We start from the raw sequence: 15,724 nt of genomic DNA on the forward strand, positions 1-15,724 counted from the left end.
ACCGGCCTCGCCTTACAGGATGCCGGTGGCTTCGGTGAGCAGCCAGATGCCGATCACGAGCAGCACCGCGCCGATGGCGACCGTGAGGCCGAATTGGCCCCAGGTTTTGCGACCAGTGTGGATTTCCGCGTAGGTGCCGTAGGCGTGGTAGCACACGCCAATGAACATCGACGCCACAACCAGCAGGGCCACGAGCATGATGATGTCGTAGCCGTAGTTCCTGATCGTTTCCATGATGCCGTTGCCCGTGCCGCGGGTCGGGTTCTCCAGTTGCGGCAACCCCTGCGCGAACGACAGCGCGGGCAGCGCGGCGGCGCCCAGAGCCACGGTGGCGCGCTGGACAAAACGGGAAGTGAGGATGCGGTTTTGCATGGTCAGGCCTTTCAGGTCAGGAGAGGAGGAAGAAACTCAGGACGAGGTACATCGCGACGAAGCGGATGCAGACGCCGAGGAACTGGCGCTGGTTGAGGCGGCTCTCGGACCACCCCACGTAGGCCGTTCGGATGGCCCAGACGCCCCAGACGAGCAGGACCGCGAACACGACGCCGACCAAGACGGTCGCCATCGCGGAAGGCGCGATGCCGCTGTTGGCTTGAAATGCCGAGACCTGGGCGCCGTTCATGGCTTGGCCTCCGCGGTCGTCGGCGATGGCTCGACGGCCCGCTCGGTGCGGTAGTCGCCGGCCAGTTCGGCGGGGTCGCGCGGCTGAGCACGCGAAGGAAAGAGGTGCGCCTGGATGCCGGCGCGCACGCGCGCTAGGTCAGCCAGCAGCCGCGGGTAATCGAAGTGGTAGCGCTCGCCCGGCTGGACGGGAGCATGCGCGGCGCTGTCGGCGACGGTGCGCTCCAGCGCGTCGAGTTGGCGCAGCGCCGCGACCAATTCCTGGCGCTGCGCGGGGGGCTCGGCCAACGCCATCGGGGACTGGCCCAGCAGGAGGGCCGTCACGAGAAAAGTGGGCACGCCGCGATGCGCGGCACGCAGCCAGGTTGAAGCCACCATCGCGCCATTCCTGTGTGATCAGCAATGGCTCGATCGTGGAGATCAGGGCTGCTTTAGGCCGCAAACAATAGGAACCCGCGGATGACCGGATTTATGGGAGATATAGACTCCCCGATCGGGAAGTGACTCACTCAATACTCGCAAGCCCTATGTTCCTTCTGACGCTCACAGCACTCGCAGTCTTGGCGCTATTCGCGCCAACGTATTTCTGGCTCCTGTCCGAGCGGTGCTACTACTGGCGACATCCGATCGCATGGGTCTTTGACGATGCGATGGTGCAAGGCATCGAGATGCCTACGGAGGTCCTTCTTTCTCCACTGCCCAACAGCGACTTTTCTTGGCAAGGACAAAGGCGCCAGGCAGAGCAGCTACGCTTGCACTACGGGGTTCGTAAACTGAGTGGGCGCCAGCGCAGTGCGTTGATGTAATTCATGCTGACGCCGTTGGCAGACCCGAAGGGGTTACAGGTACTTCTTGAAACTGCCTGCGGTCAGGCTCACGGCCAGTCCCAGCAAGGCGGCGCTCGGCAGCAGGATCACCAGCGGATGCACCGAGATCGGCAGCGCCAGGTACGTGACCCAGGGCAGCACAGCCAGCGGCATCAGGCTGGCTTTCGCGCGGTGGTAGATGAAGCCCGATTCCCGGCCCGCACCGAAGCGCCGCACGTCCCTCCGCACTAGGCCGTCGATCAGGCCGACGAACGCCGCAGTGAAGATCAGCGGCAACGTGAGCACCAGGACCAGCAGGCGCACAAGGAAGGTCAGCGTCGTGAAGGCTGCGGCGATCAGGTAGCTCTCGGTCCAGACATAGGCCTGGCTGATGTAGTAGCGAAAGTTGCGTGTCTGCCCGTGGCTGGGTGCACGGGCGCGCTCGGCGGTCTGGCTCATGCGCTCCAGCAAGCCCGAGCGCACGAACACCCATTCGTATCCGGTATCCACCAGCTCGTGCGCCGTGCGCCCCGGTTCCTGCACGACCACGCTGCGCGTGAAGTGGTTGGACAGGTGCCCCAACTCGTACTGCAACATCTGCTGGGAGTGTCGCCAGCCCTCGTCCTTCCAGAACAGGTGCATTCCGACGCACTCCACGACAATGGAGAACAGCAGCGAGCCGATCAGCACCCCCAGCAGCCGGAACGGCAAGGTGATGGTGCCGACGATCAGGCCTTGGCGCTGGTTCTGCTCCCGCTGCGCGGTCGAGGCGGCATCCTTCATGGCGAGGCCTCATTGCCGGCGCTGTCGTCGGTGGCCACCGGGCCAGGTTCGGCCGCAGCGGCATCATCCAGCAGGTCGTCGGGCAAGGCCCCGTCCTGCAACGCCGGGGAACTGGTGAACTCCCACCACTGCGTGGCCTCGCTGTAGCTCTGGCGCATGTAGCCCGCCAGTTGTTGCAGATCCTGCGGCATGACCTCATCGGGGTCCGGTGCCGGCAGCGGCATGCGAACCTTCCAAAGCTGGCCGCCCTGCAACAATGCGAAACATTGGCCCTTGGGTAAGGCGACGACGTGCGACGGCTCGATCATCGGCACGCTGGACATGCTGATGCGGTCCTGCGTGTTGCTGGTGAAGTCCGTCGCGCCGCGGATGTCCGAGCTGTCGGTCGCGCCGGAGACGATGGTGGTCGTATAGACCTCGACCTTCGGCAATTGCCGGGTCAGCAGTTCGGCGGTGGCCGTCTCCCTGACCCTCAGCATGAACAGATTGTTGAAATTGCCAATCACTTGACCCGCTTTGGCGCGGTTCCCGATACGGGCCTCGATGTCCGAAAGCGTCTGCGTGTACGCGGTGACCTGCAGACCGGCGCCGCCGCCTTTGTTGATCAGCGGCACGAACTCGTCACCCATCAGTTCATTGAATTCATCCGCGTGGACGTTGATCGGCACGCGCGTGCCAGCCGATGCGCCCGGCAGGCCGTCATCGATCCCGTGCTTGTAGATATGGCCTGCCACCGAAACGAGATCGCTGAACATCGAGTTGCCGACCGCTGCGGCGACCTCGGCATCGGATAGCGCGTCCAGGCCCACATAGACGACTGCGCGCTTTCGGATGACCTGCATCCAATCGAAGATCGGGCGCGGGTCGGCCAGGTCGGAATAGTTCGGGGCCAGGAGCTGCGCGATCTTGCCGCTCGTGAGCTTTTCCAGCAGAGGCAAGAGGCTGGCGACGATCTTGTCGAAATACGTCTTGTCGTACCGCACGGCAGAGCGCAAACCGTCCAGCACAGGGTCGTAGTTGCGGGCTTGTGACAGGTACTGCTCCAGCGCCACCACGCGCTTCTCGCGCCCAATCATGTTGCGCGGGATGTTCTTCTCGTTGAGCTTGGCCTCGATCTGGACGATCACCTCCCAGGCTTTGGGCTCGGTCTTGGCGAAGTAGTGCTGGGCGTACTCGATGAACAGCGCGTCGATGTTGATGACGTGCCGCTGGATCAGCATGTAGTCCGGGCGCTGCCCCAGTTCCACCAAGGCGCGGGCAATGATGTTGACGAAGCGCCACGCGAATTCCCTGAAGGCTGCGCTGTTGCCTTCGCCGGAGAGCTGCCCCGCGATGCGGGTGGCGACTTCCGAGATGCGACCGAATCGGCCTACGGCGTTGTAGCGTGCCGAAATGTCCGGCCACCCCAAATGGAAGACATAGAACTCGCCTTCGCGGCCCGCGCGCTTGGCCTCGACATACATCCGCTTCAGGAGATCAGCATCTCCTTTGGGGTCGATGACGATCACGACCTCGTGTTCGCCCGCGGCGTTCCTCCGGCGGATGTCTTGAGTGACGAAGAGTTCGGCCAAACGTGTTTTGCCCACCCTTGTCGTTCCCAAAACCAAGGAGTGGCCCACGCGCTCACCCAGCGGCAGGCTGACGTCCACCTCGTCGGGTTCGATGCCGTGCAGGCGCGGCAGGCCGCCCACTGGCGGCAGCGGCCGCACCGGATTGAAAGGCACGTCCCAGCCGGTGAGTTTCGATAGCCGGGACAGCGGGAACGGCGCGAACTCCAGCCGTTCCTCCAGGCGCCGGGCCAGCCGATAGGCCGGCGTCGGCTCGACGTAGCGCCGAAACTCTGGCCGGTACGTCTGCATGAGCCTATGGGTGTGTTTCTGCTCCCACAGAAAGCCGCGTCCCACAAACAGACGTTGCTGGCTGACCGGCACGTCCTTGCTGGTCATCACGTAGCGCGGCAGGCGACGGATGTTGCGCCGGTAGCGCAGGATGACGCGGGCATCGCGGTAGCGGATCGCGCCATAGGCTCCGAACGCCAGCGCGCTGCCGACACCCATGGCGGGGCTCAGCGCGAGCGACCACGGGGCCACCAGGGACAGAAACGCGGCGCCTGCACACGCCGCGACGGTATATAGCTCCACCGCTGGGCGAAGCAGAACCTCGACCGGCTGTTTCCCCGACATGGCTTCATTGCTCGATGCCGGTGGCCGTGACTAGCGCCGGGTAGTGCCGCAGGCCCAAGCGCTCGGCCAAGTCGTCGCCGGACACGGGTGCGAGGGGGACGCCGGGCACCCGTGTGCGCAGCCGCGCCAGGCCCTGAACGGTCTCGACGTTGACCACCAGACCGACCGCGCCGCGCTCGCGCAATGAGGCTGCATGGCGGTGCAACCAGGCCTGGGAAGCCTCGTCGTCGCCCACGACCACGAAGGGACGCAGGCCCGGGGCTTCGATCACCCGCCGCGTGACGGTGCCGGGCGTGAGCTTGGTGCTGCGCACCGGCAGCATCGCGGCCTCGTCCGCCGGCGTGGCCGGGATCTGAGGCGTCGGGATCGGCGACCGGGCCGGAGCGTTGGCGCGCGGCTGGAGGTTCAGGGATTCGTAGTACGGTAGCGCCGACGTGCCGCCACGGTCTTCGACCACGATCAGCGGCTCGCCGGCACGCGAGACCAGCGGCAGACCCGCCAGCAGCACGAGCAGGCCCTTTGCCGCGAGATGGGCCAGATGGGATTTCGTCATGGGGAGGTCTCCTGGCGCGCGGCGAGGACCGCGGCGGTTGCGCGCGCGCCCTGCACGCGCGCGAGGTGGCGGGACACGCTGCGCCGATAGCGGGCGGCGGGCTCGCCACCCGCGGGGCGGTGGTAACGGCCGATCGCCACCAGCCAGTCCTCGCCGGGGGTGTGCTGTTCTTTCAGGATCTCGGCGGCGATGGCGAGATTGCGGTACGGGTCGAGCAGATCGCATGCGCTGGCGTAGCGCTGCTGGTGGTAGCCGAGGTTGATCTGGCCCAGACCCGCGTCGATGCGCGTGTTCGGCGTGGAGCGCATGGCCTGCTGCAAACCGGCGCAGGCGTCGGCGCGGGTCGCATAGCGGCGCGATTGGCCGGCGACGTTGAGGGACCACGGCCACGGGACGATGCGCTCGTTGCGCCGGATGCCGCTCTCCTGCAAGGCCACGGCGTAGAGCACCGTCGAGGGAATGCCCGCGCGCTGGGCGGCAAGCTGGTAGGCCGGTGGCGGAACCTCCTGCGCCTGGGCGGCGCAGGCGCAGAGGCCAGCAGCGAGCACCAGAGCGCGCAACGGCGCCGTCAGGGTTGGCGCTGCCATTGGCCGTTCACTTCGCGCACGACCGCAGGCAAATCGCCGGGCAGGCCCAGCGACAGCCAGCGGCCGCCGTCGTGGTTGAGCGTGATGCTGCCGCTACGCACCCGTGCCGCGTCGATCTGTGCGCGCTTGGCCCAGTCGCGGATGCGCGCGTCGTCCTGGCGGCTGCCGACCATGTACAGGTCGAACTCGGTACCCGAGGATTGCAGGCGCTGCACGAGCTGTCCGCAGGCCACGCAGCCGTCCTTGACGAACACTGCCATGCGGCCGCTGCCGCGCACTGCGCCGGCGCTGGGCTTGTCGTCAGGCAGGTTCACCCGTTGCATGTCGGGGTTCAGGCGCTGCCAGGCTTCGTCATAGGCACGTTGATAGGCAAGCAGCTTCTCGACGCGGCGCGCTTCGATTTGCACCTGCAGTTCTGCGTAGCGCCGCCGTTCCTCGTCGGTGCGGGCCTCGATACCCAGGGCGGACAGCGGGTCCAAGTTGGGCGAGTAGATGCCTAGCGGCCCGTCCATCAACTCGCGATAGCGCGTCCATTCCTGCGGTTGCAGGCCCCACCCGCTTGCTACCTGGTCGCCCGGGGTTCGGGTGACCAGCGGACGCTCCTGGCTCTGCGCATTGCGGGCCGGGGCGGTGGCCGGCTGCTGCGCCCAGGCGGGCAACTGGGCGGATGCCAGCAGGAGCGCGGAAAGGATGATCGACGGCTTCATGTGGTGTGCTCCGGTCAGGGAATCGCCACGCGACGGGTCTGGTCGCCGGCCTGGAACACGGCGGTGTTGCCCTCAATCGCCTGTAAGCGCCACGGGCCGAGCGCATCACCTGGCAGCAGCACCTGAAGCTGGTCGGGCGTGAAGTCCGCGCTGCTCGGCGCGACGGACACGCTGCGCTGGCCAGCGCGCAATTCGGCGCCGACGACGCGGAACGGAAGCGGCGGCGGTTCGGGCTTGGCGGCGGCCTTGCCCGATGCGCGCGGCTGGGCGGGTGCGGCGGCGCGCGGAACGGGCGCAGCGGTCTGGCGCGCCTTGATCTGCTAGACCTCCGCGCGCAGCGCCTGAAGGTCGTCGGCAGCGGCATAGCCGCTCAGCGTTTTCTCAACCTGGGCTGCGCGTGCTTCCAAGACTTGGCGGGTGTCTTTGAGGTCTGCCGCCGTTGCGACGGCCGGACGCTGCTGGATGGCCTCGATCGACTCGACCAGGCCCGCCGACCGGGCTTCCAGGCGTTGCAGGCGGGAATCGAGCCGTTCCTGGTCGGCCTGGTCGTTCATGGTCTGGTAGCCCAAGGCTACGAAGACGCTGAGGCCGATCAGCCAGAGCCATAGAAGGCTCTGCACCACCACGGCGGCGGCCGGGCGCCGGGAAGCCTGCGGGGCGTTCATGGCTGGCCTCCCGAAACCGAAGGCTCCAGCGGGAACGTCTGCACCGCCTCGGCGGCGGGTGGCTCGGATGCGGGTTCGATAGCCGCGCTGTCGCCGGGGCGCTCGAAGCAAATCTGCCGTGCGCGATCATCCGCGTGCAGTTCCCAGGCCGGGCCAGCCAGTGTGAGCAGCGCATCGCGCAAGGTCATGGGGCCGAGGTGCAGGTGCGCCGCCGGCAGCGGCAGCGCATACAGCTCGATTACCGCGTGCGCCGTCTGGCACAGGCCGTAACCGCTGCGCTTGAGTACATGCCGCAGCCCATCGCCGACGGTGGCGCGGGCATCTTCGGGCATGGATACGTCGATGGTCTGCAACAGCAGGTCCCGCTGCGCCGCCGTGGGCGCTAGCTCGACCAGCGTGTAGCGACCGTAGCGCACAACGGGGATGTACTCGGGCGTCTCGGGTTCGGGCGCGGCCGAGACTTCCTCGATGGCATCAGGCGCGGGCGGCGCAGTCGTCGTCGCGCAGCCGCCAGCCAGCACCGACCAGAGCAGGCCGAGGACTCCCGCCAGCAGGCGGCGTTCGGGATGGTGAAACCAAGGTGGAGAGGGGCACATAAGCTCGGCGTCCTGAAACATCGAGCCCTCACCATCGCCGCTAAGGCCGGGGGCAGCAGCAAACAATGCGAACCACGCTGCGTCCGATTTGCCGACATAAAAAAACAGCCACGTCCACGGAAACCGTGGGCGTGGCTGCTAGGTGGGAACAACAGAAAGCCGGCGGCGCTAGGCCGGCGATGGCGTAGGGATCAGGCGGCGACCAGTTGTCGGGCCAGGGCGACTTCGACGGAATCACCGTCCTGATTGAGCACATCCAGCCCGGATTCGGGCACATCGCCCGAGGTGGACTGCGAGACCATGATCTTCTTGGCCATCAGCTCAAGGCAGGTCATCTGCGAGGAGCCGGCGTAGCCGAGGTAGATCACGCGCACGGACAGCTTCTGCCCGATACGCCAGGAGCGGCGTGCTGCCTGTTGGAGCGAGTACACGTTGTAGCCCGACTGCATGAACACGATCGTCGGAAACTCCAACAGGTCCAATCCCGTCTTGACAAGCTCGGGGTTGGTGATGAGCACGTCGATGCCACGGTCCAGCTGCTCGGCGATCCAGTCCTCGCGGCGGCTGGCGTCCACGCTCGCGCGCAGCACCGCCACCTTGAAGCCTTCCTGCTCCAGCAGCACCTTCAGGCGCGACGTGGTGTCGCGCGTGCCGGTATAGACCGTGTAGGCCAGGACCTTGCGGCCCTGCGCCTTCTCCTCTTTGCAGATGTCGATCAGCTCGCGCTCTTTCGGCGTCACCTCGAACTCGTTGAACTGAGCCGGAACGAACGCCAACGTGTTGCGCGTGCGTGGATGCACCACGGTCTCCGACCGGAAGCAGCAATCCGGCCAGGCCAGCAGCACGTTGAGGACCACGCCCAGCAGGGTCGTATCGCGTCGCGCCAGAGCCTGTTTCAACTCCGCGGTCAGCCGACCCGCCAGGTCGCGGTAGGCCGCGGCTTGCGCCGTGTCCATTGCGACTTCACGGAACTCTTCGTCATACGGCGGAAGCACGTTGCCGCCGATGTCTCTGAGCTTCAGGAAGATCGTGAACGGCAGGATGCAGCGCAACACGCCCTTGGGGCCGAAGCCTGGGGCCTTGACCGTTCTGACACTGACTTTCGTGCCTTTCGCGGTCTTGTGCGCCGTGCCGGTGCTCTCGGAATAAATGTCCTTCAAGACCCCGTGATCGCGCATGAACGCCATCGCGGCCGAGGTCATGCTGCCGCTCGTGGTCGGGCGGTAGCCGTCTTCGATCATCCGCCCGGGAAGGGCTCGGAACAGCAGGTAGAACAGATCGTCGCCGTAGCCGCCCATCAACGTGCCTGTCAGCAACAAGGTCTTGCGAGCCTTCGCTGCCAGCACGCCCATGGCCTGGCCCTGGGCGCTGCCGCCGTTCTTGTACTCGTGCGCCTCGTCGGCGATGAGCAGGTCGAACATGCCTTGCGGCAGGTAGCGCTTGATGAATTCGGACGGCTGATAGCCGCCCTCGCCAAAGCCGAACTCCATGTTGGCCATCGCACGTTCCATGCGCGTGGCTTGACGGTCGGAAAATACCAGCTCGCCGCTGCCGTCCATGAGGTTGATGAACTCATGCACGTTGTCTCCCAACATGGAGGCGAGGAAACCATCACCGAAGCGTTTCATGAGCTTCTGCGCGGTGACTTCGCCGATCGTCGGGATGCGCTTCAAGGCTTTGAGAACGGCCGAGGACTGATCGCTGCCGGACAGACTTCTCGGGCGGATCAGCGTCCACAGGGGCGCGGCGCAATGGCTGCACTTCCTGCGATACTCCTCGGCTTCGAGCGCGACTGGGTTGACCGGCTCGCCGTCGAGGTCGGTGATGACCGTGCCGCAGTCAGGGCACGCTGCCACGTCGCCATGGCGGGTGCGTCGCGTGGTGAAGACGGGCTTCCAGTGGAATCCCATCCGCATCCTGACGCGCCCCAGGACAAAGAACTCCTGGCCTGTGGGCTGCACACCCAACTGCTCGCGCAGCTTGATGAGCTTGACCAGCGTGTCCGGGCCGTTGAGCACCCAGACCTTTGCGCCCGCCACCGTCTCCTGGATCTCGCGCCGCCACTTGTAAACCAAATGGGGTGGCGAGAGAACTAAGGTTCGGCGGTAGCCTTCGGCGTTGAGGACTGCGGCCGTGGCAATACCGACGGTCGTCTTGCCGCAGCCCATTTCGCCATTGACGATCGCGGCGCGTTCGCCACGGTCGATCAGCAGCTCTGCGGCGGCATGGACGACTTCGGCCTGAGCTTGGAACAGCTTGCGCTTGAGGCTGGCGACGACGAGTTGGCGATGCGCCTGCGGTTGGCCGGCATAGACCGGTGGGTTGGCGCGGTTGAGCGAGTCGAGCAGTTCGTCGCCGAACTCACCAACGAAATCCTGAAGGCTCAGGGTCAGAGGGGATGATTCCGCATCGAGCAGTTCGCCCTGCACGGGCGTCGCGTCAGCGGCAGTGGTGTCGAGATCGAGGGACATGGTGATGCTCCAAAGAAAAATGGGGCATGCACCACCCCCAACAGGGCAATGGCATGCCCCAGGGTGGGAAGATCAATCGGCACACGGCCGACGGTGGATGGAAAACGCAGGCGCTGGCGGCCTACTGGTGAAACGTGCTCAGTCTTCGGACGGCAGCACGATGGATGTGAGATGGCGTTCCGCATCGGTGACGATGCGAATGCACAGCGCACGATGAATCACGTAGTGCGATTCCAGCAAAGCACCCGATTGAAGTGCGATGCCGTTGGCTTGCCACTGCCTGTCGCTGACGTCACCCCAGTCGCCACGGACATGGCGACGGAAGTACGGAATCGGGTCAAGACGACCGGCGCGGACCAGGCGGTCGATACCTTCGCTGAGGATGAGTGCACCTACCGGAAACAGCAGGTCCTGGCAGTAGGTTTCGATATGTCGGGATGCCATGGAGTCCTCCTTGATGGATTCATTGAGCCACGACGCCCCTAGCGGAGTGAAGTGGCTCCGTCAGGTGACTGGGATGACGATGGGTGACTTCAGATCATGTCGCGCTCTTCGGGAAGCTGGACCACCGTGGTCTGGTGGTCTTCGCTGGTCTTGACGATCAGAACCAGCTCGGGCGTGATCCGGTAATAGGAGATCATCAGGTTGTCCTGTTGGAGTGCGACGTCGTTGGCCTGGCGGGTGGCTTTGTCGATCTCGCCCCAGTCACCGCGTACATGGCGCTGGACATAGGTCAAGGGGTCGATCAGGCCTTTGCGGGCCAACCAATGCACCTTCTCGCTCAACTTCAGCGAGCCCGGTGCGAACAACGGTTGCTTCTGCGGCGCGGGCCGCTTGAACAGATTTGGGAACATGGTGTTTCTCCTTCGATGTGGTACAGCAGGACAGCAGCGCGTCCGGTGGATTAACGAATGGTCAAGACGTCGCCCCGTGTCGGGGAGCCAGGCGTCATGTCCCACGCGCGGATGACAGGTACGAACTTGTCGGTGAGGATGCGGGTCTCGGCGATGGAGCCGTCTTCGCGTTCGGTGAATTCCCGCTGGAGCGTCTTGTCCTTGTGGGTGTCACCTTTGACGACGAGCACGCGCCCCGTCTTGGAGCGCACAACCCCCGAGATCGCGCCTGCGGCCAGAGCCAGGGCGAGATGCCAGTGGGACAAGGCCCGCGCCGGTGGACGCAGCGACTGCTGCGCGGCCCCCAGGTGCGTGTCCCGCGACGGCCAGAGGCCTTGCAGCCTGCCAACCTCGTCGGCGAACTGCTTGGGCTCCATCGTCACGCGGAAGAAATGCTCCGGCTCGGCCGGACTGGCGGGGACGATGTACGGCAGGAACGGCCATTCGCTCGGCAGTTCGTCGGCTTCGATCTCGCCTTGCCCAACCTGCAGCAGCAGATTGCGCACGGCCTTGACGCCATCCGAGGCCTGCTCGCGCTGGCGCACCCGCCGGCCGAAGATCACCACTTGCTTGAACTGCGTCTCCACCGCTCGGTAGATGCGCAGGTCGGTGTAGTGGCGCGTCAGCCAGCCGACCAGCTCCGCGTCGAGCACGTAGCCGGGGACGATGAAGACCAGCACGCCGCCGTATTGCAGCAACGACAAACTGCGCTGGTAGAACAGTTTTTCGAGGCGGGCACGACCCTGGCCCTGATAGCCGATGTTGCCGTTGACGTCCTTGGACAGGTCGCCATACGGCGGGTTGAGCCAGAGCAGTCCGAACGACTGCTTGGAGACCATCGTGTCCATCAGGTCCGCGTGCAGGCAGTGATCGACCAGGCCGCGGGCATGGCGTGCCCGCTCCGCGTCGAACTCGACGGCGAACGCCTTGGCCTGCTCGCGCCCGAGGGCGTGGGCGGCTTCGGCGATCGCCACGCCTTCGCCGGCGCAGGGATCGAGGATGCACATCGGCCCGTCGCTGGGCATCAGTGCGTTGAGGGCTCTTTCGAGCGTGGGTTCATCAGTCGGGAAATACCCGTTCTTCACGAAATTGCGGGCAAGCCGCGGGAACATGAGGGCCATGGAAGTCTCCTGGTTGGCGGGGATGAAAGACGGAAGCACGCCAAGGCGTGCCTCCGAGGGTGGGTCAGGCCGCTACCACTTCCGGCGTCCAGATCTTGGCCGGGTATGGATAGGCGGTGAGCACGTCACTGCGGATCAGAGAGCCCAGCGCCAGGGTCAGCGTCGGCACGTCGATGGCGAGCCGATGGCCTTCCAGCGGCCCGAGGGCGAACGGAAGGCGGCCCAGCATCTCGCGGCTTTGCAGCAGTTCCAGCACGGTCTCGCGCCAGTGGTCGAGCAGCGGCAACGGGCACGTGTCCCGTACCAGCGTCCACAGGCGGTCGAGCCGGTGGGCGCTGTCGCGTGGCAGCAATGCCAGCGCGCTGGCGTTGGCCTTGTCGGGCTTGACGCAGCGCCGGTCGAACAGCCACACGTTGGACAGCGAACCGAACAGCGTTCGCCGGTAGGCGCGCGTGATGCGCTTTTCCAGGCGATCGACGTTGCCGATGAACACCGGGACGCTGCCGCCTTGGTCGGTGATGACGTGAAACTGGTCCAGTCCCTGCTCGTCGCGCCCGAGGGTCAGGCGAGCGAGGAACTGCTGGACGGCGGTGTCCCGCGCCCAGATCGACAGGAAGATCAGGTTGCCCTGGTCGTCGCCGACGCAGGCGTCGGCCATCACATCCGGGCATTCGTCGATGCGGTACAGCGTGGTGGAAGAAGTGTGTGCGGGCATGGTGGTGTCCTCGGATGAACGGGAACAGCACCGCCCGCTGGGGCAAGTGCTGCCCCTGGGGGTGGAAGAAAACCGCTCAGTCCGGCTCGAACTGCCGGGTGTGCGGGTTGAAGTGAAGCGCCTCGTCCACCGCGGTGATCGGCGTGAAGCCGTCCAGGTAGATGTTGTTGAGGTACTGGTCGCGGTAGGTCAGTGCCTGCCGCGCCTGTTCCTCGGTGAGGCCGTTGCTGATGAAGTACTCCAGCATCTCCTCGTCGGAGGACACTTCGTCGTTGGACAAACTCCCTTCAACGAGTGCCAGCAGCGAGGGGGAGAGCGCAGCCAGGATCAGGTCCATGTCGGTTCCTCCTGGCTCAGACCATCAGCGTTGCGGCGGGTGCCGTGACAGCCGTGGGTGTGCGTCGCCGAGCGTGGTAGGCGCGAACGCCTGCACGCCATTCGGCAGACTGCTCCGGTGCAAGGTCCAGATAGGACAGCGGGCACGAGTAGTAGTACGGGTGCATGGACTCGTCCAGCGGCTTGTAACCCCACTGGGCGCCGTTGCGTTCAAGCAGATCGCAGCGGATGTAGCGCAGGGACTGGCCGGGCGCAAGATCACGATGCACGCCTTCGACTTTGGCGGTCATTTCGACCACGGACCACAGCACGTTGCCGCGCAGTGTGTGGGCGATGACCTTCGCGCTTGCGCGCTCGGTCTCTTGCGGTGCGGTCAGTTCCGCGATCAGCTCGGACCGCGATTGGTGAGAGAAATACCAGCCCATGAGAGGCCTCCTGAAAAAGTAGAGCCGGAGGCCTCCCCCGCGGGGAAGAACCCCCAGCGAGTGGTGGAATGCCGCGTGTGCGGCGATCAAACCCAGTGCGGCCTATGAACCGCATCCGGCCGGGCAGCAGCCCAGTTCGATGCCATGCGAGCAATAGCCGTTTGCGGCATTCCAGTCCTGGGTTTCCTGCCGTTCGGCAGGCGTTGCGTAATCCCATTCCTGAGCTGCGATTTCTAGCGCTTGAACGCGCTGGTCATCCGGCAATCGGCTGGCGTGCGTGTCGATCTCCGAACTGAAGAGCGTCACGTAGTGGTCGTAGGACAGGCCGCAGCCACGCTGGGCGTGTTCAGCAGCCGTCCTGCAAAGAGCCCGCCACACGGTTTCATCCAGCGTTGAACGGGGGGTATCGCAAGCGATGGTGGACATGATGAAGACCTCCAGAAGAAAGCCGGGGCCTCCCCCGCATGGGGAAGGAACCCCGGCGGGTGGATGAAGAACACCGCGGATGCGGCGTCTGCGATCACGCAGGTTGCAGTTCGGCCTGGCGGCTCCATTCCTGCGTCTTGAAGTCCAGCGCGTAGCCCAGTTCGCCCAGGCGGGCGATCTGTGTGCGCAGGGCGCGGCGGTCGATGGTTGAATCCAATTTCACGGACTCGCCCAGCGGCCACAGCAGGCCGAACAGCGCGGCGTCGCCGTCTTCGATGCTGCCAGGGGCAGCGGTCGCGGCGGGCGGTGGCGCATCCACGCCGAAGGGCGTGGTATCGACCAGCGGGTCAGCGGACGCCTGTACGGGTGCAGGTTTGGCGGGCCTGGACGTTCTGGCGGGCTTGGCCGGCGTTGCCGCAGGCTGCGCCCCCAGCTCTTCATCGAGTGGATCGACGTCCTGGGTGGCGAAGCTGCGGGCTTCGTCGCGGCTCAGTTTGTCGATGCCGTTGAGCGTCATTCCGTCCAGGTTGGCGCGGATCTCGAACCGCATGCCGTCGCCGACCGGATAGGACTTCGGAAAGATGTAGCGGATGATGAATTCCCCGTCGTATTTTCCTTCGGGGTACTGCTCCAGCTCCGCATCCTTGACCGCGAACTTGCCGATGGGGGTGACAAGGCGGCCAACGGTGAACGGGCCGTTCTTGCCGCGTATGGTGCGCAGCGTGAGCTGGCCCGGAACAATGATGGGCGATACCGATTGCTCGGGCGCCGATGTGGTTGCCATGTTGGTTCTCCTGATGACGAATAGCGGGCCGCCGACGGCGCCCGGTGGATGAGAGGAAATGGACCTCACCCGAGCTGGGCGAGGTCCGCTTGGCATCACGCCTTGAGCTGGCGCATGCCTTCGGCCAGCAGCCACAACGCCCGGTTCAGGCGCAGGTTCTGGTCGATTCCTTGCACCGGACGGGTGCGTTGATTGCGGCCATTGGCCGAGCGTCCATTCAGTCCCCCTTTGACGAGGTTCTCCTGGACGCGGTTGAAGACGGCCCACAGGTCGTTCTTGCGATCGTCCCAGCGCCTGGGCGCCAGAAGTTGGCTCTCCGTGACAGGGGTGGACTTGGCCGGGTCGTCGTACTTGAGTGCGAGCGCGGAATTCGCAAAGATTTCCGCTTCGCCCTCATCGAGGGTGATGGTGCGCATCGCATCGCGCGCGTCCTGCACGCGCTCGAAGCCTTCGAGAACCTCGTAGGCGCCTTCGATCACCTGGCTTGCCACGTCGCCCTTGTGAGGAACGCGGATGTCGGCGGTGGTGTCACCGCAGACCAGGCCGTTGTGGCAGACGAACCGGAACATGCCGGCAAGCATCTGGTAGCTGCTCGTGCCGTCGTGGCTGTTGAGCAGGATGATCTCGTTCGCCTCATCGCCGTTGATCTGGCTTGCATGGCGAAGTCGGATGAGATGCTTGGTGTACTCGCGCCGATCCTCGTTGCGCACGCGCGTCTGGCACACCATGAAGGGCTCGAAACCCTCCTGGCGCAACCTGGTCAGCACGACCGAGGTCGGTATGTAGGCATACCGATCGGACCGGCTCCCATGTGGAGCGTCGGCAAAGATCGAGGGAACAACGGCACGAATACGGTCGTCCGAGAGTGGGCGATCGGAGCGCAGGATCGGGGATTGCGGAGCAAAACGGGATGCCAGAGACATGGCTGATCTCCTTTGAGAAATGCGGTAACCGCGCGGTCGTGTGACCACGCGGGACTCGGGGGATGAAAAGACGCAAGCACCTTTGGCGTCTTGGGGACGCGGCGGATGCTGGGGAGGAGAAGCGACAAG

The 15,724-nt window shown here is 65.3% G+C and carries 19 protein-coding genes and 1 pseudogene; all 20 read right to left on the reverse strand.

Going from position 1 to position 15,724, the window contains the following annotated elements; genetic code table 11:
• Positions 1-12: 12 nt before the first annotated feature.
• Complete coding sequence (locus tag NPS58_RS06110) at positions 13-372, reverse strand: TIGR03745 family integrating conjugative element membrane protein (protein WP_009876604.1); 360 nt, start codon at positions 370-372, stop codon at positions 13-15.
• 16 nt (positions 373-388) lie between these two features.
• Complete coding sequence (locus tag NPS58_RS06115; protein ID WP_003050225.1) at positions 389-622, reverse strand: TIGR03758 family integrating conjugative element protein; 234 nt, start codon at positions 620-622, stop codon at positions 389-391.
• Positions 619-999, reverse strand: a complete 381-nt coding sequence (locus tag NPS58_RS06120) for an RAQPRD family integrative conjugative element protein (RefSeq protein WP_247735634.1) — start codon at positions 997-999, stop codon at positions 619-621. Before NPS58_RS06120 ends, NPS58_RS06115 begins: the two co-directional genes overlap by 4 nt.
• Before the next feature lie 461 nt (positions 1,000-1,460).
• Positions 1,461-2,210 (reverse strand): TIGR03747 family integrating conjugative element membrane protein, encoded by a 750-nt coding sequence (locus tag NPS58_RS06125; RefSeq protein WP_247735635.1) that lies wholly within the window; start codon positions 2,208-2,210, stop codon positions 1,461-1,463.
• Positions 2,207-4,393, reverse strand: a complete 2,187-nt coding sequence (gene traD, locus NPS58_RS06130) for a type IV conjugative transfer system coupling protein TraD (protein WP_247735636.1) — start codon at positions 4,391-4,393, stop codon at positions 2,207-2,209. Before traD ends, NPS58_RS06125 begins: the two co-directional genes overlap by 4 nt.
• A gap of 4 nt (positions 4,394-4,397) precedes the next feature.
• Positions 4,398-4,946, reverse strand: a complete 549-nt coding sequence (locus NPS58_RS06135; protein ID WP_247735637.1) for an integrating conjugative element protein — start codon at positions 4,944-4,946, stop codon at positions 4,398-4,400.
• Positions 4,943-5,533: a transglycosylase SLT domain-containing protein gene (locus NPS58_RS06140; RefSeq protein WP_247735638.1), complete on the reverse strand. Its 591-nt coding sequence runs from the start codon at positions 5,531-5,533 to the stop codon at positions 4,943-4,945. Before NPS58_RS06140 ends, NPS58_RS06135 begins: the two co-directional genes overlap by 4 nt.
• Positions 5,515-6,240 carry a TIGR03759 family integrating conjugative element protein gene (locus NPS58_RS06145; protein WP_066126875.1) on the reverse strand — a complete coding sequence of 242 codons (726 nt, stop codon included), beginning with the start codon at positions 6,238-6,240 and terminating at the stop codon, positions 5,515-5,517. Before NPS58_RS06145 ends, NPS58_RS06140 begins: the two co-directional genes overlap by 19 nt.
• 14 nt (positions 6,241-6,254) lie before the next feature.
• Positions 6,255-6,905: pseudogene (locus NPS58_RS06150) on the reverse strand (hypothetical protein).
• On the reverse strand, positions 6,902-7,501 hold the full coding sequence (locus NPS58_RS06155; RefSeq protein ID WP_247735701.1) for a PilL N-terminal domain-containing protein: 600 nt from the start codon (positions 7,499-7,501) through the stop codon (positions 6,902-6,904). Before NPS58_RS06155 ends, NPS58_RS06150 begins: the two are co-directional and overlap by 4 nt.
• Positions 7,502-7,692: 191 nt before the next feature.
• The gene (locus NPS58_RS06160; protein ID WP_247735640.1) at positions 7,693-9,972 is read right to left on the reverse strand and encodes a helicase-related protein; all 2,280 of its coding nucleotides are present in this window, start codon (positions 9,970-9,972) and stop codon (positions 7,693-7,695) included.
• A gap of 138 nt (positions 9,973-10,110) precedes the next feature.
• Positions 10,111-10,416, reverse strand: coding sequence for a hypothetical protein (locus NPS58_RS06165; RefSeq protein WP_247735641.1), 306 nt, complete (start codon positions 10,414-10,416; stop codon positions 10,111-10,113).
• An 89-nt stretch (positions 10,417-10,505) separates the two neighbouring features.
• Positions 10,506-10,826: a methyltransferase gene (locus NPS58_RS06170; RefSeq protein WP_100773606.1), complete on the reverse strand. Its 321-nt coding sequence runs from the start codon at positions 10,824-10,826 to the stop codon at positions 10,506-10,508.
• A gap of 50 nt (positions 10,827-10,876) precedes the next feature.
• Positions 10,877-11,986: a DUF6094 domain-containing protein gene (locus NPS58_RS06175; RefSeq protein WP_247735642.1), complete on the reverse strand. Its 1,110-nt coding sequence runs from the start codon at positions 11,984-11,986 to the stop codon at positions 10,877-10,879.
• Positions 11,987-12,050: 64 nt separating this feature from the next.
• On the reverse strand, positions 12,051-12,701 hold the full coding sequence (locus NPS58_RS06180) for a hypothetical protein (protein ID WP_009876587.1): 651 nt from the start codon (positions 12,699-12,701) through the stop codon (positions 12,051-12,053).
• A gap of 76 nt (positions 12,702-12,777) precedes the next feature.
• Positions 12,778-13,038 carry a hypothetical protein gene (locus NPS58_RS06185; RefSeq protein ID WP_100773603.1) on the reverse strand — a complete coding sequence of 87 codons (261 nt, stop codon included), beginning with the start codon at positions 13,036-13,038 and terminating at the stop codon, positions 12,778-12,780.
• A 16-nt stretch (positions 13,039-13,054) separates the two neighbouring features.
• Positions 13,055-13,462, reverse strand: coding sequence for a hypothetical protein (locus NPS58_RS06190; RefSeq protein ID WP_247735643.1), 408 nt, complete (start codon positions 13,460-13,462; stop codon positions 13,055-13,057).
• A 102-nt stretch (positions 13,463-13,564) separates the two neighbouring features.
• Entirely contained in the window at positions 13,565-13,888 is a 324-nt protein-coding gene (locus NPS58_RS06195) for a hypothetical protein (RefSeq protein WP_247735644.1), read from the reverse strand.
• A gap of 94 nt (positions 13,889-13,982) precedes the next feature.
• A complete protein-coding gene (locus NPS58_RS06200; protein ID WP_247735645.1) occupies positions 13,983-14,672 on the reverse strand; it encodes a DUF3275 family protein in 690 nt (229 codons plus the stop codon).
• 95 nt (positions 14,673-14,767) lie between these two features.
• Positions 14,768-15,595: a DUF932 domain-containing protein gene (locus NPS58_RS06205; RefSeq protein ID WP_011871441.1), complete on the reverse strand. Its 828-nt coding sequence runs from the start codon at positions 15,593-15,595 to the stop codon at positions 14,768-14,770.
• Between the last annotated feature and the right edge of the window lie 129 nt (positions 15,596-15,724).

The organism is Pseudomonas putida (assembly GCF_028682455.1).
Classification (GTDB): Bacteria; Pseudomonadota; Gammaproteobacteria; order Pseudomonadales; family Pseudomonadaceae; genus Aquipseudomonas; species Aquipseudomonas putida_AA.